Consider the following 20,015-nt stretch of genomic DNA (forward strand, 5'->3'; position numbering starts at 1 on the left):
GTTGTTGAAATTGGTGCAGGTGAAGGTTTGGAATTTACAACAGAAGAAGCAGAAGCTTTCCGGCAAAAGCTCATCGAAATGGCCCAAAATGCGGAAGATGGGGAACTGACGGAAGAGCAACTTGAATCTGCTGCTGGTGGCACTCTCCAATCAATATCAATCAAATCATTTCAAGCAAAACCAATCGTCTGCAGTGGACCAATCAAGCTTAATCCGCAGAATATTATGACCCTATCGGGTTGGTAAATAGTCAGAAACAAAACTGTTAATTGATCGGAGGTTGATGAAATAGGGTAATTTCTCTTTCATCAATCTCTAGCGATTAAAAACATATAGGAGAGCCAAGTAATGGTTAAAACTTCCATTCCAATCCTAAATGTACTTGCAGATAGTCTTGATGCTGAAAATGTTTTAACAGACACAGACAGCATTTCTGCTTATCAAACTGCCACATTTATTACTAGCCAGCAAGTATTAGCTGTACTGAAACCCGGCGATGCGACCCAAGTGCAAGCCTGTGTCAAAGTAGCAAATCAACATAAAACACCTATTTATCCTATTAGTGGTGGAAAAAACTGGGGACTAGGTTCGCGGGTTCCGGTTCAAAATAACTGTATTATTCTGGATTTAAGCAGACTGAATCGCATCCTTGACTTTAACGAAAAACTGGCTTACATCACCGTGGAGCCAGGTGTTACCTTTCAACAGGTATATGAGTTTCTCCGTCAGCAAAACTCTAACCTTTTTCTCTCTGTCATTGGCGGTTCCCCTGATGCCAGTTTAATTGGCAACCTTCTAGAACGGGGAGATGGCATTGGCCCCTACGGTGAGCGAGCCACCCATGTTTGTGGATTTGAGGTGATTCTACCCACTGGAGAGTTTATTCATACGGGTTTTGGTCGTTTTGCCAATGCCAGTGCTACTCCTGTGAGTCGTTGGGGTGTAGGCCCAGCTAGTGAGGGACTATTTACTCAATCCAACTTAGGCATTGTCACAAAAATGACCTTTTGGTTGAGACCTTTACCTCAGTTTTTTCAAGTATTTACTTGCTCAATTCCCGATGTCGCTTACCTGAGCGGCCTATTGGATACTATCCAACCCTTGATGTTACAGGAAATCATCCAGGGGAACTGTTGCAGCGTTTGGAATAGCTACAAAGTTTTTGCTAGACAAGGGCGCTATCCCTGGAAAATTATGGACGGGAAAACGCCCTTGCACTTGAAAGAATTGAAAAGATTTGAGCGTTGGTTTGCCAGTGGAGCCATCTATTCTGCTAGTCGAGAGCAAGGTTTAGCACAACGGCAGATTATTGAACAAGCTTTAGCGGGGAAAGTTGAGGAACTGGTTTTTGCAGATGATGATAGTAATCCAGAGTTACGGGAAGATAATTTATATTTAGGTGTTCCTAGTAACCAAAATGTTAAAAGTACCTATTGGCGCAAGAAAAGTCCAATTCCTGCCCAACTAGACCCCGATCGCGATCGATGTGGAACTTTATGGCTATGTCTAGTGTTTCCTTTCGATGGAGTAGTAATCTCACCAGCCGTAGAGACAATTGAAGTAATCATCAAACAATATCAGTTTGAGCCAAATTTGGCATTTAACTGTAATTCTGGGAGAAGCATTCACTTATTTATCGCTATTATGTTCGATCGGGAGGTGGCGGGAGAAGATGAAAAAGCGATGTCTTGCCACGATGAACTTCTACAAATGTTAACTCAAGCGGGACATATACCTTACCGTCTGGGTATTCAATCTATGAATAGTTTGCCGCCCGCACAGGATGATTATGGATTTTTCCTTCGCACCCTCAAGCAAGCACTAGACCCTAATGATATTCTCGCTCCTGGTCGCTATGACTTTAAAAATGACTGGAAGTAATTAAGAATTTTTTTGGCAATTTTATGGCAAAGCGGTTCTTCCGATTGCATTGATTATCTTAAGCAGATTTATGCTTCTAATTAGCGCGAACGCCAATTTTTTTCCAGCCAAAATCCCCAGAGCGATCGCCTTTGGGTAAACTTGTTGAGAAAGTGCGATTTTTCAGGAGAAGCAATCGCCTTTTATTGTTGAAACAATTTATTTTTGTCTTACGATACGTGCGGTTTTACGGAAACTTTATATTTGTAGCAACTTAATTCTCAAAAGTTTGAATAAACCACACATTCCGCTCTTACTACATTTAGTTTTTCCAAATTTTACAAAACCTTTATGTTTAAGTATTGACATCTAAAAAAACAAAGTTATTATTGAATAATATAAATAACTTTCTTGGATAATTTGCCAAATGGCAATCGAAAACGTCGTCAAACTCGTGCAAGCTGCTCAAGAAAACCCCGAATTGGCTTTAAAGCTAGAAACCGTTACTAGCGCCGAGCAAGTTGTCGAAATTGGGGCAGGTGAAGGCTTGGAATTTACAACAGAAGAAGCTGTGATTTTCCGACAAAAACTCATCGAGATGACACAAAAGGCGGAAGATGGAGAATTGACGGAAGAGGAACTTGAAAGTGCTGCTGGTGGTGTAGGTGCTGGCTATTCCGCTTCTTCACATATGATGCAAATCCAGCAAGAATATAATGCAAAAGACCCCTTTTACGCGAAGGAGATGAAGGCAATAAACACACATATTGCCTTCATTCAGGGGGGTGGCTATGATTGGTTATCAAAAGTTGACTGGAGCAAACAAAAACCATTTTAGCAATAAAAGCCGCCCGAGTTGGCAGATAAAGTGTGCGATCGCATTAAGATTTTCTAGAGATGCGGTCGCATTTTATTGTGAATAGGAAAGATTTATTTTTTTTTAGCTTCGCGGGAAAGTTTTGAAAAATTTTTATATTTTTAGCGATTTAATTCTAAAGAGTTTGAATAAATTTAAAGGGCGATCGCCGATATGCACTTTTTGCTGTGTTGTGTCAAGTCTGGGAGTCAAAGTCCAGAACCCCTATTCTCTTGCACGTAATTTTAATTCCTTGATTTGAAATGAGCGAACGGTAAGATTATAGGATTTTTTGAATAAATGCTTACGGTTCGCTCATTTATCGAGGTTTCTGCCAAAGATACAAGGGGAAAGCAAAATCAGGGAATAAAAAGTTTCACTAGGGAAACAAATTAGTAAGGATTCAGGTCTAAAAACTTGTGGCTCCAACGCTTGTCTGGCAAGGGTTTTAGGGCAAAATAAGGGTTTTTGTCTTTCGTAGTTAATTGTCAATAAACGAGGAGAAGTGACAGTTTTCCGTGGTTTATTGAGAATAGAGATTGATTTAGTATCCAGCTCCATATCTAAAGTGTTTGCCCAGCAAGGAGTTCAGTGACCTAAATCCTTACACAAATTACTCGCTGATTTTTCCCTTTCTCTGCTGCCTAAGTACCTATGAAAAAAGACGTTGAACAGGCAGTTGTAGAGCAGTTTATCCAGGCGAATTAAGCCTTTAATGGGCGGGCAAGGGCGGTTGGTTTTGAAAATCCTACCCGCTGTGTGTTATGATTCTGGCATGACGCGGGATGTTTCGGGAATTACTCCGGCTACTCCGTAAATCCATCCCGGTTTATCCCCTACTTCTTCGCGCCGCCCGCCACATTCTCTAAGGCCCCTTCATCAAGTTCCCCTGTTGCAGTCGCGATAATTTCTTGATACTTTTGGGCAGCTTCTTCGGCTGTGAACTCATACCCATGCTTGGCTCCCACCCACACCAGGGCGTTAGCCACTTCCGTGCCTTCTTTGCTTTCTAGGGCTGTATTTACTTCTTGTTGTAAAGTGGCATCTGCATTGACTTTGGCGAAAAATTCTGTACAAGCTTGTTGGCTCATTTGAGTTCTACCTTCAGATAGATGATTTATTTAACACTTCTATCATGTTAGAGCAGTTTATCGATTGTCAAGGTTATTTCTCCCCTTTTAAAAAAATTTAATATTTTAATTGTTATTTGTAAAGTTTTCTTTAACTTTCAACTCGAACAACTCTTGCTAACAGGGGAAGCGCATCTAAATTCGACTTGACAGAAGGGGCTTCTTATGTATTGGCTGACTTAGCCCTGGCATCCAGTCAACTTTTTATCCAAAAGTTAGGTTTAATGAAATTAAAATCGGGTTATTGAGATTAGCTCATTCTTAATGATAAGATGCGTTTTCCCGGTCTTGCTACCAAGTTTTTTTATAATTTAATTCCCTGATCTGCTGCCAATTTTACTAAAGTCAGTGACGCAAAACTTGCTAACAATTTTGCCTGAAGTTCGGGAGGATATAACTCCCCTTGAGGTTGGCTATTAAATTTTTCTAAATTCTCGGCAGCATCTTTAACTAAAACTTGTAAAATTTTAAAAGCCCCATCAGAAAGTGGCGGTTGTCCTCGGTAATTTTGTAACCTTCCACCTTGGCGATATTCAGGAAATGCTTCTAACCCAATAAATCGCAAAAACCAATCAGCGCGATAGCGTCCACCGTTTGCTGCTACTATCCCTTGATAATCGGCAATTAGTTCGTCAAGCATATTATTTCGCATAGAACCAAACATCCGCCGGGTGAAATAATGACAGCATTCGTGTTCCAAGCGAATGATGAGGGAAAGGCGCAACCATTCTTCTTTATCAATTCCTATTTCTTCCGCAGAAATTCCGCTATACTTTCCCCGACTGAGAATGATAAAACAATCTTGGTAGAGGTGTTTTTGCAGCTTGAGCCGTTGAAACTCTGCTTGCCAATCTGCATCCGTTGGAGATGTGGAGAGTTTTGCTTCCCACTCTTGGCGATAGTGGCGAATTCGTTCCCAATTATTAAAACCGGCGACAATTGTTGCCCCCATTGAATCAGGAATGGGTTCGGGTTCATTGCGCTTAGTTAAAGCTTGCACGAAAGTGATAAAATCTGCCCGACATCCAGCAATAATTACAGGAATTTTACCCGCCAAAGTTTGATGAATGATTAATTGCAACTCTTCTGGTTTTTCTAATTCTAAACCCGTTGCTTCTACCATTCCCTCAGTTAAATAACCTTTGCGAGTAGCAGCCCGATAATTGTCAGTTTGGCTAATTTTATCTTGAATGGGAAATTGCAACTGCACTAAAGCCGATCGCAAAGCCGTAAATACACCCACTTCTTGCGCTTGCGAGTAATACCTTTCCCAAGCAGCAAGGTGCGGTTCTGAAGCTAAAGGAACCGTTTGCAGTTCTGGTAAATTCGTAGAGCTAAAGGGGTTTTGACAATAGGCTAATAGTTCGGTAATTTCTGCGGGTGTGGCTCCATAACCTACTAAAATATTAACCAATTCATCAGTTTGATAAGACATTTTATTCTGCTTCTCTAAATGCCGACTACAGATACAGCTTAAGCTGAAACCCGCCAGGGACTTAAGTCCCTGTCTAATAGCTTAAGTCCTCTGAAGAGGACTAATTAATTTTAAAAGTCTTCTCAGTCCTCTTCAGAGGACTTGATCTTTGAGACGGGGGTTTGAACCCCCGTCGGGCTAATGGTTTGACTTATTCTGCCTGAATCAATCTTTGATAATGCCCTTCCACATCTTTCATTTCTTCATGGGTTCCTCGTTGTACCACTTTCCCCCGTTCTAAAACAATAATCTCGTCACAATCGCGAATCGTACTCAAACGGTGAGCCACGATGATGCAAGTACAACCTCGCCGCCGGATGTTGCGGTCAATAACTTTCTCCGTCTCTGCATCCAACGCACTTGTCGCCTCATCCATGACTAAAATCGATGGATTATTCACCAAAGCACGGGCAATTTCTAACCGCTGCCGCTGTCCGCCGCTCAAATTAGATGCACCTTCGAGCAGCTTACCATCCAACCCACCGGGAATTGCCATCACTACATCCAAAATCGCCGCATCCTGACACGCTTTCATTAACTGGACATCAGGAATCGTCTCATCCCACAGAGTCAAATTATCCCGTACCGTACCGCCGAACAGGAAAATTTCCTGCTCTACCATCGCCAGGGAATTTGTTATCACCGAACGGGGAATCTGCTTTCGCGGAACGCCGTCGAACAAAATCTCGCCCTCCCAAGCTTCGTACAACCCAGTGACGATTTTAGATAGTGTGGACTTACCCGAACCACTACCACCCACAAAAGCCACCCGCTGTCCGGGTTTTAGCCTACAACTAAAATTTTGAATTAACGGCTCCTCTACGCGACTGTATCCATAAGTTAGATTGCGGAGTTCCACATACCCCTGCAAGCGACAGTTTTCTAGGGGCCAAGCATATTGAACGCGTGATTCCTCGCTGCTAGCTTCCTGTTTCAGAGACGGATCAGTAGGATTCCGCAGCACATCGTCCAAGCGTTTCAGGTCGCCGTCGAGGTTCTGAATCGTCGTCCCCAACCCAACCAAAGTATTTACTGGGCCTTGGAACTTCCCCATCAACCCCTGAAAGGCAACTAACATTCCGATGGTTAAGTGACCGTCGATCACCCGCAACCCACCAATCACTAACAACAACATCGTGGTCAAGGATGAGAGAAACGACGGTAGCAGCGATACCCACTGCTCGTTCTGGCTCATCTCCTGTTCGGCACTCGTGAGTTTAGAATAATACCCCGCCCAGCGACTAAAAGTGTCGGATTCCAAAGCACCTGCTTTAATCGTTTCAATGCTTTGTAACGTTCCAATTTCTACCCCAGCCAGTTTGCCTCCATCTTGCGCTAGCCTCATGCTAGTATCGATCCGACGGCGGGAGACCCACTGAATCACAGCAACGTTAATGGCAACGGCAGCTACGCCAATCAGTGTCAGCACCCAATCGTAAGCCAGCATCATCCCACCATAGAAAATAATCATCACTGAATCGATCGCAGTCCTAGCTAACTGCCCCGACAGTATTGAAGCAACTTTGTTGTTAATCCCAATGCGACTGCTAATTTCTCCAGCATAGCGCTGAGCGTAGAAGCCAGTGGGCAAGCACAAGAGGTGCCAAAGAAATTGCCCAGTCATGCTGATGGAAAGTCGCAGATTCAGGTATCTGAGCTTTTGCAATTGCAGCAAGTTCATCACCGCTTGCAGCAAGGCAATGACCCCCATCCCGATTAACATTGGCTTGAGCCACTCATACCGCTTTTCCATCAATATATTATCGATAAAAACTTGGCTGAAAGCGGCGAGGGCAAAACTGGGGATCACTAACAAAAAACCAATCAAGACGCAAAACAACAGTTCGCCAAGGGAATTTTTGAGCCGAGAGTATAAAGTGCCAATAATATTCGCTTTATGCCCACCTTTCTTAAACTCTGCTCCTGGCTCCATTACTAACACGACACCAGTATAAGCTTCGTCAAACTCCTGCATAGTGACGCTACGGGGGCCAGTTGCGGGGTCATTTAACAAAACGCGCTGGCGCAGCGTTCCACCCCGACTATCACCAACAAACCCTTCCACCACCAGAAAGTGATTGAAGTTCCAAAACACGATAAATGGTGGTTTAATTTCTTGGAGTTGTTTTATATCTTTTTTAAACCCCTTCGCCTGCATTCCATAATTACGCGCTGCTTTCAGAATATTTGAGGCTTTAGAACCATCGCGCGAAACGCCACAACTAACTCGCAGTTCTGGCAAAGGGGCAATTCGCCCGTAATAGCTGAGAACGATCCCCAAAGCGGCTGCTCCGCATTCCACCGCTTCCATTTGTAATAAAGTTGGAGTTCTAAAGCGACCGTTGTAATGTTTTGGTTTTTCGGTTTTTGGTTTTGTCGCAGCCGATTTTTTGATTTTTTCGAGTAATTGCATAGTTAATTCTGAAAAAGTTTTGAGTAGAGACTGGGGACTGAAGATTAGGGACTGGGGACTGGGGAAGTTTTGAATTTTGAGCGAAAAAGTTTTCTTGTCTTCCTCGCCGTCTTCCCTCCTGCCCCCTGCTTATTTCATGCCAACCAATTCTCGGAGAAACGGTAGTAAGAAAGTAATTGGCGCTTGTTCTTCAATAGTTACCCGCACAGTCGCCGTTGTTCCTGGCGTAATTTTCGAGTTTGGACCTTTGGAAGAAGACCATTTATAGCCGGTCGGATTGCGCTCCTCAGTTTCTAAATTAACAGTAACTTGAATGGCTGCTCCTGTCTCACCTGTGAGATTTTTTGCTACTTCTGAATTGCCGATTAGAGCGGCGGTTCCTTCTGCGGTGACAGGAAGGGGAGAAACAGCCGTAACTTTACCGACGATACCGCCGAACCGCTCTCGCTGTACCGTATCAGGAGTAATTGAAATCATCATTTCTGGCTTAATCTGCTTGCCATCTTTAATCGGGAAATAAGCTATTGCTAGACCTAGTTTTTCTTCCCGGCCAACTCTCATATTTCCCAGACGACTACCAGGCTGCACTACTTGACCCACGGTAGCCATTACTTCCAAAATACAGCCATCTTGAGAGCTTAAGATGCGACTGTTTTCGGTTAATTGTTGCTCAAGCCTAATAATTTCTCGACCAGCTTCTTGAACCTCTTTGTTGCGTTGGTTAAAAGTTTCTAAGCTTTCTTGCTCTAAACGTTTATATTTAGTATTTAATTCTTGCAGTTGTGCTTGCCTCTCGTTAATAGAGCGAAGATTATCTAAATATTCCCGTTCGTTTTTTACACTTTGGAGTTCTAGTTCTTGCAATTGAGATTGCATATCCCCAATTGTATTAATACTTTGTTGGTAAGTTTGCTGAGTTTGAGTCTCTGTTAGATCGAGTTGTTTTTGCTGAACTGCAAGCTCAGAAAACTTTTGTACTTCCTGCTTGTATTCTAGTTCTATCTCTAAAACTGAGTCTACGGATATAGCTCCTTCTCTTGCAAGTTCGCGGCGGGTCTGAAGTCTTTTTTCAAGGACGGGAATTAAATCTTTAGCATCTTTTAAGCGTTGCTGTAAGCTGCTTCGCTGTTGTTGAATTGCTGTTAATCCTTTCTCTTTTAATGTAGGCGCAGATGCTTGGGTTTCCTGCAAACGTTGCATTAAACTAACTCGTTGTTTCTCGAGCGCATTTAAGCTTTTTTCTTTAAGAATAGGAGCCAATGCTTGAGTATCTTGTAGACTTTTTTGCAGAGTGGCTTGGGAAGCTGCGATCGCGCTTTTTTCCAATTGCATTCTCTGACTAGATATTAATGAGGCATCAGTTGCTTGTTTTTGCAGCTTATCCAACTTTTCTTTAGCCAATTGTAATTGTTGTTGCAGAGCGGCTGGCTCGATAGTTGCTAGCACTTCATCTTTCTTTACACATTGCCCGTTACTGACATTCAAAGATTTTAATTGTCCGGCAATAGAAGATTGCAAATCAACAACTTGTCGGGGCTGTAAGAAAATAGCCCGACCTTGCACTGTAATAGGAATGCGACCAACAATACTCCATCCCACACCTAAAATTGTCAAACAGCCAAAAACACTCAGAGCTAACCAATCTTTAGGAGCGAGTACCTGCATCAATTGGTCTAAACGCTCTGGTGAAGACAAACGTTCTAAAGATTCTTGGCGGAAAATGCCTTCTTTTTTGCTGTCCCGATTGAAAACCATAATTGACTCTCTACGCAGTATTGTTTATTAAAGTTCTTGCAAAAATCAGCAATTTTTACGCAGGTAGAGTTTGTTTTTGTAGCCCTAGACTGAAGTATGTGGACTTTTGCAAGAGTTCTATTTTTGTTTTTGTAGAACCTAACGACGGAGTTGTTGAATCATCCAGTCAAAACGGGTACCTGCGATCGCAGTTCCTTCTAAAAGGTCGAGATCCAGTTCGTCCTCTACTTCTACATCTTCTGATAGCATTCCCACTGAGGATTGACCGATATCAACCAAGCTGCCACGTACCAGCAAATCCAAACAACGATTAGACAGAATTAGAGCCAACGAACGATAAAAACGTTCTGCAAAGCCACGATCTTCTTTAAATTTAGCCACCAGCGTTTTCTGCGGTAGTGCCAACACCCAAGCTTTTTCTAGCGATTTGACACTAGCAGAAGCCACACCGCCATCTACGAAAGACATTTCGCCTAAAATTTCGCCTTTAACACGTTTAGCGATTTCTTTCTCTACAACTGTGCCATTTTGAGGGATAGAAACGTAGATACCTAGCATTCCTTCTAGTAGCAGGTAAACAGCAGGTACTGCCTGCTCCTGTTGGATTAAAGCACTACCCGGAGCTGATTTTTCAGCAATGCCGTTGGCTACCATCCAAGCGATATCGCTATCATTAAGCGTCGCAAATACAACTAAAACTTTCCGCAAAGGTTCGCCTTCTTTGACGTTACGGGCTGCCATTAACTTAGTCAGTTTCCGCAAGCGTTCCGACAAGCAGATTGACAATAAGTGATAAAATCTAGCCGCAAATTCCCGGTCTTGCTGCAATCGTTTTGTTAGTTGTTCTTTAGGTAAAACTAAAAGCTCGGCAGATTCTTTAACAGTTACGGTCGCTCCTTGCTGCTCTAAAAGCAAATTTTCTCCAATAATCTCACCCGCAGAAAATGTCGTGAGTTCTTGGTCGCTGACTTCTAGCAGCGACATCGTTACCGCTAAATTGCCGCTGAAGCAAATATATATAGATGAAGCAGATTTACCCCCCTCTATTAAAACCGTTCCTGATTGATATTTTTTCTTTTGCCCGATCGATTCGAGCCACTCGAAATCGCGATCTTCGAGAACGCGGAAAGCAGGGAAGTTAGAAAGGAGTTGTTTCACGATTTTTTATTGGGTGTAAGTAGGACTAAGATGGATATATAGCCTTTATCAGAAAGATGGATTACCTAGAGCCCCTGTGTTGTCCTCAAGCTTTTTAAGCTAAATTGTGTACCTCACGTACCCAAGAACCGCTACAGCCGTCTTCTGTCACTCTCCGGCAAGTTAAATGTTTTTAATCTTATGGAAGTTTTGCTCCAGTATTTCAGGCTTGATGTTCTAACTGGATTATATTGTTTTTTTTAAAACGACATAATCCAGCTATACCAAGAGCTTCAGGATATGCTCTTCGGAGAGTGACAGAAGAGGGATAGTGAGAATAATTTAGCTATAAAAATAGCTTAGCATAAATGTTTAATCTCGGAAGAAAACTTTACATTTCCTTAAACAAAAATTATAACCCACATTCCGCACCCTCAACTGTTACATACTTTAACTGTAGTGGATCTGACGTTTAGGTTGACTATATATAGCAATCCTATATGAATTTTGAAAAGGCATCAAATCTTTTCAAGTTAGGAAAATTGAAAAGATTATATTTAGCAAACACTTAAAATAAAAGATTAATAATATTAAAATCTTTCCGAAACGATAAAACCTCCTGAGCAAACTTTTTATTGGTAATTTACTTTCATGCAACAGCCCTCAAATTCTCCGTATCATTGTAGCAAATTTTTAGGAAAATGGTATAAGTTTTCTTCAGAGTGGTCTTGCGATCTGAAATTTTGAGAATTTAAGGAACTCATGTCAGGTCAACTCCAAAACTAAGTTGGCAAAAAGTATTTTCTTAGCAGCTACTGTCTATTGAACCCCGCTCCACTCGCGTAAGAACGGTAACAAAAAAGTAATCGGCGCTTGTTCTTCCACCTTTACCCGCAACGCTGTTGTAGTTCCCGGTGTCAACTTCATATCTGGTCCCTTCGACGATGACCACTGGTAGCCGCTGACATTACTGGGTTCTGATATTAACTCTGCAATCACCTCCACCTTGGCGGTTTTTTCGGTAAGCCTATCTGCCAGTTCAGCATTACCTAATTTTGAAGCTGCTCCGGTTGAGGTAACAGGATAGGCAGACACGGATTTCACCATTGCGACAATACCTCCAAATCGCTCCCGCTTGACCGTATCCGGTGTAATTTGAATTTTCATTCCGGGCTTGATCCGCTTACCATTTTTCACATCAAAGTAGGCGATGCTAGTCAGATGAACTTTTCCTTGCTCTTGAGTTTGCAGAGCACCGAAGCGCATACCCGGACTGACAACTTGTCCAACTACAATACTGACTTCTAGAATGCAACCTTCTTGGGGACTTTGAATTAAGCTCCGCTCCTTAATTTGCTGTTCTAGTTGGGCAACAGCGCGAGAGCTCTCCGCAATTTCGTTTTCTCGATCGTTAGATGCTTTTAAATTGTCTTGTTCTAAGCGTTTGCTGCGGGTGTTTAACTCTTGTAGCTGAGATTGAATTTCTGAGATTTGACTGCGATTTTCTCTAAAAGAATTTTCAACTATAATCTCCTGGCTATTAAGTTGCTGCAATTGAGCTTGAATGTCAGAAATTTGGTTGAGATTCTCTCGAAAAGATTTATCAATCCCTACTTCTTTACTGCTTAATTCTTTTAACTGAGTTTGAATACTAGAAATTTGAGTACGGTTTTCTCGATAATCATTTTCCGCCTCCAAAACTGTATCCTGTGAGATCGCGCCTTCAGTTAGAAGAGCCTTTCGACCGTCTAACCTCTTTTTGAGCACTGGATTTATCTTAGAAACATCCTGAAGACTTTCCTCAAGGGAAAGACGCTGCTGTTTAATAGCACTTAACTCTCGTTCTTTAGAAACAGACGCTAATGCCTGCGTATTCTGAAACCTTTGTTGCAGAGTTTGGCGTTGCTGCCCAATAGTAGCTAAAGCTCGCTCCTTGAGAACCCCAGACATGGCTTGAACATCTTGCAACCGTTGGGTCAGATTTGCTCTCATTGCTGCAATCTCTTCTTGCTCCAGTTGGGTACGCTGCTTTTGGAGTGAATTAGTTTTGATATTTTGTACAATTAATTGCTGGCGTTTAGCTTGTTGTAGTTTCAGTTGTTCCTGTAACTCGGTGGGTTTAATCGTCGCTATAATTTCTCCTTTTTTGACGCATTGATTATCTTTAATGAGTAAAGATTCTAACTGTCCGGCAATGGGTGATTGTAATTCTACAACTCGTTGCGGTGAAATCAATACTCCTTGTCCTGTCACTGTGATAGGAATTCTACCAACAACGCTCCAAACTAGCGCCATCACCATAAATCCCCCCACGGCTATAGCTGGGATAAAGTCTTTGGTTTTGACCACCTGCATGAGTTGGTCAAGCCGTTCGGGAGAAGCAACAGATTCTAGAGATTGCTGTTGATCGGGGGTATCATTTATATCTGAAGCAGTCATAACAATTAATTCCTTTGTAGCCGATTCATCATCCACTTAAACCGAGTACCTGCCAGTAGGGTTGGTTCTAGCACGTCCAGAGGAATTTCATCTTCATACTCAATGTCCTCGGCTAGTTGTTGGTCTTGGCTGTAAGCTTTTTGACCAAAACCACGTTGTATTAAGCCTTCACGCAACCGATCGATTAACACCAGAGAAATAGCGCGATAAAAGCGAGTGGCAAATCCGCGATCGCGTTGTATTTTCTCTCTTAACATCTGTTGCGGTACGGCTAATACCACTGAATTCTCCGCACATTTAATACTTGCAGAGGCGTTCCCTGCTTCTACAAAAGACATCTCACCGACAATTTCTCCACTCGCCCGTCGTGCCAATTCTTTTTCCACTGGTTTTCCCTCTACCATCATGGAAAATATTACTGCCAAATTGCCTTGTAACAAAAAGTACAAGGCTTCTACGGGCTGATCTTGTTGAATTAAGGAGGTTCCAGCGGGAGCATTTTGTTTTTTGCCACGAGTTACCATCCAGTCGATATCATTGTCATTAAGGATGGCAAAGAGAAAGAGGACTTTCCGCAATGCTTGTCCTGGGACGATTTTGTTCTGCGCTAGTAATTTAGAGACACTTCGTAGGCGGGAGGATAAGATGGCAGTCAGTTCTTGGTAAAGTCTAGCCCCAAAATCAGGATCTCGCTCCATCTTTATTTGTAACTGCCGTTTAGATAAAGCTAATACTAGCGAGGGTTCTACGGTTTTGACAGTTGCCGAGGGGAGGCGATCGTCTATGAAGGACATCTCGCCAAGTATTTCACCTTTACTGCAACGAGCAATTTCTTGATCGTCTTCGGAATTGTTCTGCGAAATTAAGACTGCTACAGTACCGTCGAGGATGAAGTAAATTGAGTCTGAGTGCTGACCTTCTTGAATCAGCACTGTATCAACCGGCATTTCTTTGTGAGTACCAGTTTGAGCCATCCACTCTATATCGGGTGGTTGGAGAACTTTTAAGTTGTTGAGTTGGGTAAGTACAGGTGGCATGGTTGAAACTAAGGAGAGGGCGGTTTTGTTTATATGGGCGATCGCATTGTAAAGCGTGGATAAAAGCGGTAAAAAGGTGGAATAATTGCAGTTTTGGCTGATAGATACAGTAAAATCCGTGGAGGCAGGTTATCGAATTTTTCCCTTTTTCAGTTTTTCACCCTTATAACTGAGATATTGCACCATTCTCAATTAGCCGTAGGGGCGGGTTCGCCAACAGCCTTAAAGCTTGCAAATAGGTTCTATAAACCCGCCCGACCCCACGAAAAATCCTCTTATTGATATTGCTGCAAGATGTCAGTTATAACCAACTCACCCTTCTAAGTATAAAATAAAATCTTTCTTTTGGTAGATGACTTTTGAGGCTTATAAAAGTATGCCACGCTTGGTTAGTCTTTGCCCTCCGAGAAATTACGTAGGGGATTGGCAGGGGTTCTCCTTAAACTTGCGTGCTATCGGCAGTGAATCTTTTGGTTTTCCCCTGCTTCGCTATCAATTTGGCAAACATACCCTCCTGAGAAGCTAACTCCTCAAAAGTACCTTGCTGAACAACACGACCGGCTTCAATCACGTAGATGCGATCGGCATTGCGAATGGTACTGAGGCGATGTGCGATCGCAATTCGCGTCACCTTCAGGCGATCCAAACTCTCACTCACAATTGCTTGGGTACGATTATCTAACGCACTGGTCGCCTCATCAAAAAAGATGATTCGCGGTTTCAATACCAACGCACGGGCAATCAGTAACCGTTGTCGCTGTCCGCCAGATAAGTTTGCACCCCCCTCTGATATTACCGTGTGTATCCCCATCGGCATATTTTCAATATCTTCCGCAAACCCCGCCATCCGCGCCGCATCCCAAGCTTCCTCCATACCGATTAATGCACCACCGCTAATATTTTCAAACACGCTTTCGCTATTGATGCGCCCGTTTTGTAACACCACACCCAGTTGACGACGCACCGCAGCAACATCTAAACCCGATAAATCTTGTCCGTCGTAGTAGACAGTACCCTGTTCGGGAACGTCGAAACCCAGTAGCATCCGCAGAGTGGTAGATTTACCGCTACCAGAAGGACCAACAAAAGCAATAAACTCACCCGGCTTGGCTTCGATGGTCACATCATCCAGATTTAATGGCCCATCTTCTCGATAGCGGAAGGTAACGTGGTCTAACTTAACATATCCCGAAAGTCGCCCCGGATCGGCTTTATTTAAATCCACTTCGGGCAATTCGTCTACGATCGGCTTGGCGTGTTCCCACAACACCCCAATTTCTAACATATCGATCAGCGTGTTGCTGAGAGTTGTTACTCCTGTAATAAAGATAGCAAACGCGGCATTGAATGCTAGAAAGGTTCCGGTAGTAATCCTATCTGTTTGTGCCTGATTCAGCAAGCTAGCAGTCATCCAAAAAATGAGGATAAGGGTTAGGTTAGACTGCAATAGATTAAAAGTAGCGATCGCATCTTCAATCCATTGGTTATCCTGCATCAATTTCAGTTGCTGTTGATAATACTTCGCCCAATAAGCAAAGGCTCGTCCTTCCGCGCCTGTAGTGCGAAGTTTTGAAATTCCGCCGACTAGCTGAATAGTAAGTCCACCAATTTCACCTTCCAGTTCTTCCAGACGAGCAGTTTTCTGGCGTTTGAAATAACCGGCAATACTTGTGACAATAACAGTGAGGAAGACTATTACAGCCGCAATAGATGCTAGTGGGGGACTGTAGACAAACAGCAGTCCTAAATTTAGCAAGGAAAATAAACTTCTGAACAGAATATCTAACTTTTCAGCGCCCAATTTGTCGCGAATTTGGTTAATCGCATTAACGCGGGACAGCATCTCTCCAGAGGAATACTGGCGGAAGAAAGTAAGCCGCAGTTTGAGCAGCCGATCCCACATGGCACTCTGTAAGCTGAACACGGAATAGACTTCAAACCGGCCCAAATTAACTCCTTGAGCCAGTCGAAAAATTGCTACACCAAAACTAGCAGCTACTAAGGCTAAAGCGATCTGAAGCAACAACCCGCGATCGGCATCGGGAATGGCAGTATCAATTAAGATACCTGTTGCTTGGGGAACCACCATCCCCGTTAAAGCCCCAGCAATTCCCAACACCACAATACTAAGAATTTCCTGTCCTCTACCGCGCAGAGAATACTGAAACAGCGTTAGCAAATCTATCTTTTTTTCCGGGAAAGGCGGATAAAACATATAAGCATTGGCAGCCAGTAATTTAGCAGTGCGATCGCTCAATAGAAGTCGCTGTCCAGTTACCGGGTTGTAAATTTCATAGTTGCGCTTGTTATTTATTAGTAGCGCCACTGGGGTATTATCTGCTTGAAGATAAGCGAGCATTGGGCCACAATCGCCTCGCCACCAGCGTTCTGTCAGAAGTACCCGTCGAATTCGCATTTGGGAAGCACGGGCGATCGCCTCCAGTGGCTCCTTTACCCGCTGCATATTTTCAGACTTACCCGCCGGCTTAATCTCAATCCCCATCGCGTGTCCTACGGCTCCTGCGGCTGCTAGGAGGGGATCTCCGATAAAAGTAGCAATAGCTTGTTTGGGCGCAATTAGAGAAACAAAATTCGCCAACGCACCCACAGTTGCAGATTGGTTCAGGCGTTCCCGTTCTTCAAACTGCGCCAGAGTCTCTAATTGAGACTGCTGTTCTAGTTCTTGCAAGCAGCTAAAAAACTGCTGATGGAAGTTGTCTAAAACAGTGAGTTGAGTTTGCCAGGGAGTATGGCTCGAAAGTTCAGGGGCGGGTAGCAAAATTCCGCTGAGGTCAAATACGGAACTCAATTGTCTAAACCAAGCGGTTAGAATATTGCTGGCAGATGGCAAAGTGGGATCGGGGTCGGGATTGTTATCTAATTCTGAACGATGGGAATGTAGCAAGGTCGAGTCTGTAACGGGAACTGCCAGAATACATAAAGTGTTGGGACTTTTGAATTTTGATAAATCATCATCAATATCCGTTGCAAATCCAAACAGGGCTTCACCCGCTTCTGCTGTGAATAAATACCGCCGATTTTCTTGCAAATTTCCATCTTTAACCGGGCTAACAAACACAGCCACTGAACCAGATTGAATTGTCCAGACTTGTTGCGGATTATCCAGCAGCAATACCTCACCTTGGCAAACAAATTTGGGGGAATTTAAAGGGGAATTTAAAGCGGTATATTTATTCTTCATTTTCTTGTTCTTCCTCACCATGAGCCAGTTCAGCGTAGAATCCACCTATTTGAATTAATTCTTCGTGCGTTCCTCGCTCCACTACAACACCACGATCTAAGACGATAATTTCATCGCAGTCTTTAATTGAACTGAGGCGATGTGCCACAATCAAACAACTACAGCCACGTTGCCGCAGGTTATTGTAGATAAACTGTTCGGTTTCTCCATCAAGGGCACTGGTTGCTTCATCCAAAATCAAAATTGAAGGGTTATAAATTAGCGATCGCGCAATTTCTAGCCGTTGGCGTTGTCCGCCACTTAAATTCGCACCCCCTTCCAATAGTTCGCCGTTATAGCCACCCGGTATCGCTAGAATTACGTCTTGAATTTTGGCATCAATGCAGGCGCGACGTAGTTGGGAATCAGAAACTGTTGTATCCCATAGTGTTAGGTTATCGCGCACGCTTCCTGAAAATAGGAAAACTTCTTGTTCAACAGTAGCCATCGACGTTATTATAACCGAACGGGGAATAGCATTTCTCAGCTTACCATCAAATAAAATCTCGCCCGACCAAGGTTCATAAAGTCCCGCTACCAGTTTAGCAACCGTCGATTTTCCAGAGCCACTGCCCCCCACCAAAGCTACCCGCCGCCCCGGTTGAATCGTACAGCTAAAGTTTTCGATTAGGGGTCGATTGACTTTGGCATACCCAAAAGTAACGTTACGAAGTTCAATATGTCCTTGCAGGCGAATTGTAGAGGCATCAAGGGTAAGAGATGAAGTTTTAGGTTTTTTGTTTTGAGTTGTAAGTTTTGAATTCTGACTTTTGGTATCGATACTGCTTTTTGCAAGTGATGGATCTGTATCATTTGCCAGTACGTCATCTAACCGCATCAGGTTGCCTGCTAAGGTTGGCAGAGTAATACCAAACCCCATCAATTGATTGATGGGTGTCTGAAAGCTTATTAGCAGCGCTTGAAATGCTACCAACATCCCGATGCTTATCTTCCCCTCCATAACTTGCCAACCACCTACTGTCAGCACTAGCGTGGTTGTTAATCCTGTAAGTAAAATCGGTAAGACTTGCAGAACCTCATAGGGTACGGCTATTTTTGTATAGGTATTAACTGATTTGGCAAAATAACCCGACCATCTGGCAAAAAAGTCCGATTCTAGGGCTGAGGCTTTTAAGGTTTCCATGCTTTGAATTCCGGCGATACCTACCCCCTCCACCTTGCCAAGGTCCTTATCAAGCTCCATGAAAGCTTCTTCTAGCCAACCTCCGACTCCGAAAAGCGCCACAATGTTTACAACTGCCAACACCAGCGCGATCGCTGTTAGCAGTGGGTTATAAGCAAACATGACCAACAGGTAGATAATTGTCATCACTATGTTGATGATCGTCTCTGCCATACTGCCGGAAATGACCTGGGCTACTTTGTCGTTTAGCTTCACTCTTCCGCCGATTTCACCGGGGAACCGTTGGGTATAAAATCCGACAGGGAGTTTCAACATATGCCAGAAAAATTGACTGGACATACTGGCGGCTAATTTAATTTGCAACTGTCTTAAATAGCGTCGCTGCTGGGAGAACAAAAACGCCTGAATTAGGGCGGTGAGGAGCATTCCCAGCAGCAATGGACGCAGCCAGTCGGTGCGGTCTTCAACGAGAATTTGATCGACAAATACTTGACTGAAAACAGGTAGTACCAGTCCTGGAAATACTAGCAAAAAGCCAAGTAGGACACTGAGCGAAACTGCTCCCACCGAGCTTTGCAAGCGTTGTAGTAGCGATCTCAATACGCTAGACCGTTGTCCCCCCCGCTTGAACTCCGGCCCCGGTTCCATTGCTAGGATAAACCCAATATATGCCTCGTCAAATTCCTGCAAGGAAACCGTGCGCGGTCCGGTTGCTGGGTCGTTGATGTAAACTCGGTCTTTTTCAAAGCCTTCGACTACTAACAAATGGCTGAAATTCCAGAATGCGATCGCGGGTAATCGCATCTTAGCTAGCTGAGAAGTTTGTTTTTTAAATGCTTTTGCCCGCAGGCCGTATTGTCTAGCAGCTTTGACGATGCTGGCAGGTTGGCTGCCGTCACGAGAAACGCCACATTCCTGCCGCAGTTTGGCTAGGGGGACAAATAGTCCGTAATAGCCCAGCATGATGCCTAGTGCTGCTGCCCCGCATTCTACTTCTTCCATTTGCAATACGGTAGGCGTTTTAACACGTTTCTTGGGCTGCTGTTCCATTATTTGACTGAGCCACTGTTTTAACAAGGCATTATTCCTCAATGGTTTCAAGCAAAAACTTAAAAAGGTTGTCTATAAATTGGTTATTTTGTCAAGACAGTGGGTAGGAGATTCTTAAGACTACGCATAATGGCTAATTTGTGCTAAGCAGACGGTGGGTTTGGCTCTAAGTGCAACACATAGCCTTCACAATGTAAGCCGGCTGCCTGAAAACCCAATCGTTCTAAACCTTGATAATGCTGCACGCAAGTTTCCAGATTTGGCAATCCTACAGTCGGTTGCATATCGTCAAAACGAGAAGAGAGGAGACTGGACATAACGCACCCCATAATGTTTAGGGGATTGGTAGGCTTAAACTCGTCTGACCATGAATCTTCATCCATGTTTTTCTTCATTGATTCGGGTAGGTAGATGACCGTTTCTATCGGGTCAGGTGCGTGAAGCGCTCCACCTTCGGTAAACAGAATATCTTTGTGTTT

At 43.5% G+C, this 20,015-nt stretch carries 13 protein-coding genes; 3 read left to right on the plus strand and 10 right to left on the minus strand.

Going from position 1 to position 20,015, the window contains the following annotated elements; genetic code table 11:
- The 3 genes from QUA00_RS18950 to QUA00_RS18960 form a co-directional block, all read left to right on the plus strand.
- Positions 1 to 246 (plus strand): hypothetical protein (locus QUA00_RS18950; protein ID WP_333410785.1); only part of this gene is annotated, 246 nt, incomplete at its 5' end.
- A 102-nt stretch (positions 247 to 348) separates the two neighbouring features.
- Positions 349 to 1,881 carry an FAD-binding oxidoreductase gene (locus QUA00_RS18955; protein WP_333410786.1) on the plus strand — a complete coding sequence of 511 codons (1,533 nt, stop codon included), beginning with the start codon at positions 349 to 351 and terminating at the stop codon, positions 1,879 to 1,881.
- A gap of 406 nt (positions 1,882 to 2,287) precedes the next feature.
- On the plus strand, positions 2,288 to 2,698 hold the full coding sequence (locus QUA00_RS18960; protein ID WP_333410787.1) for a Nif11-like leader peptide family natural product precursor: 411 nt from the start codon (positions 2,288 to 2,290) through the stop codon (positions 2,696 to 2,698).
- Positions 2,699 to 3,552: 854 nt separating this feature from the next.
- Here the strand turns inward: QUA00_RS18960 and QUA00_RS18965 are convergent.
- The 10 genes from QUA00_RS18965 to QUA00_RS19010 form a co-directional block, all read right to left on the minus strand.
- Entirely contained in the window at positions 3,553 to 3,807 is a 255-nt protein-coding gene (locus QUA00_RS18965) for a Nif11 family protein (RefSeq protein WP_333410788.1), read from the minus strand.
- A 343-nt stretch (positions 3,808 to 4,150) separates the two neighbouring features.
- A complete protein-coding gene (locus QUA00_RS18970; RefSeq protein WP_333410789.1) occupies positions 4,151 to 5,281 on the minus strand; it encodes a DUF7005 family protein in 1,131 nt (376 codons plus the stop codon).
- A 190-nt stretch (positions 5,282 to 5,471) separates the two neighbouring features.
- Positions 5,472 to 7,733 (minus strand): NHLP family bacteriocin export ABC transporter peptidase/permease/ATPase subunit, encoded by a 2,262-nt coding sequence (locus tag QUA00_RS18975; RefSeq protein ID WP_333410790.1) that lies wholly within the window; start codon positions 7,731 to 7,733, stop codon positions 5,472 to 5,474.
- A gap of 129 nt (positions 7,734 to 7,862) precedes the next feature.
- Positions 7,863 to 9,488, minus strand: coding sequence for an NHLP bacteriocin system secretion protein (locus QUA00_RS18980; RefSeq protein WP_333410791.1), 1,626 nt, complete (start codon positions 9,486 to 9,488; stop codon positions 7,863 to 7,865).
- A 138-nt stretch (positions 9,489 to 9,626) separates the two neighbouring features.
- The gene (locus QUA00_RS18985) at positions 9,627 to 10,646 is read right to left on the minus strand and encodes a cyclic nucleotide-binding domain-containing protein (RefSeq protein ID WP_333410792.1); all 1,020 of its coding nucleotides are present in this window, start codon (positions 10,644 to 10,646) and stop codon (positions 9,627 to 9,629) included.
- A 798-nt stretch (positions 10,647 to 11,444) separates the two neighbouring features.
- Positions 11,445 to 13,064 (minus strand): NHLP bacteriocin system secretion protein, encoded by a 1,620-nt coding sequence (locus QUA00_RS18990; RefSeq protein WP_333410793.1) that lies wholly within the window; start codon positions 13,062 to 13,064, stop codon positions 11,445 to 11,447.
- A gap of 5 nt (positions 13,065 to 13,069) precedes the next feature.
- Positions 13,070 to 14,101, minus strand: a complete 1,032-nt coding sequence (locus QUA00_RS18995; protein WP_333102515.1) for a cyclic nucleotide-binding domain-containing protein — start codon at positions 14,099 to 14,101, stop codon at positions 13,070 to 13,072.
- Positions 14,102 to 14,540: 439 nt separating this feature from the next.
- Entirely contained in the window at positions 14,541 to 17,303 is a 2,763-nt protein-coding gene (locus QUA00_RS19000; RefSeq protein ID WP_333410794.1) for an NHLP bacteriocin export ABC transporter permease/ATPase subunit, read from the minus strand.
- The gene (locus QUA00_RS19005; RefSeq protein WP_333410795.1) at positions 17,293 to 19,563 is read right to left on the minus strand and encodes an NHLP family bacteriocin export ABC transporter peptidase/permease/ATPase subunit; all 2,271 of its coding nucleotides are present in this window, start codon (positions 19,561 to 19,563) and stop codon (positions 17,293 to 17,295) included. Before QUA00_RS19005 ends, QUA00_RS19000 begins: the two co-directional genes overlap by 11 nt.
- Positions 19,564 to 19,679: 116 nt before the next feature.
- Positions 19,680 to 20,015, minus strand: a 336-nt coding sequence (locus QUA00_RS19010; protein WP_333410796.1) for a hypothetical protein, incomplete at its 5' end; no start/stop codon positions are given.

The organism is Microcoleus sp. T2B6 (assembly GCF_036700475.1).
In the GTDB taxonomy this organism is placed as follows: domain Bacteria; phylum Cyanobacteriota; class Cyanobacteriia; order Cyanobacteriales; family Microcoleaceae; genus Microcoleus.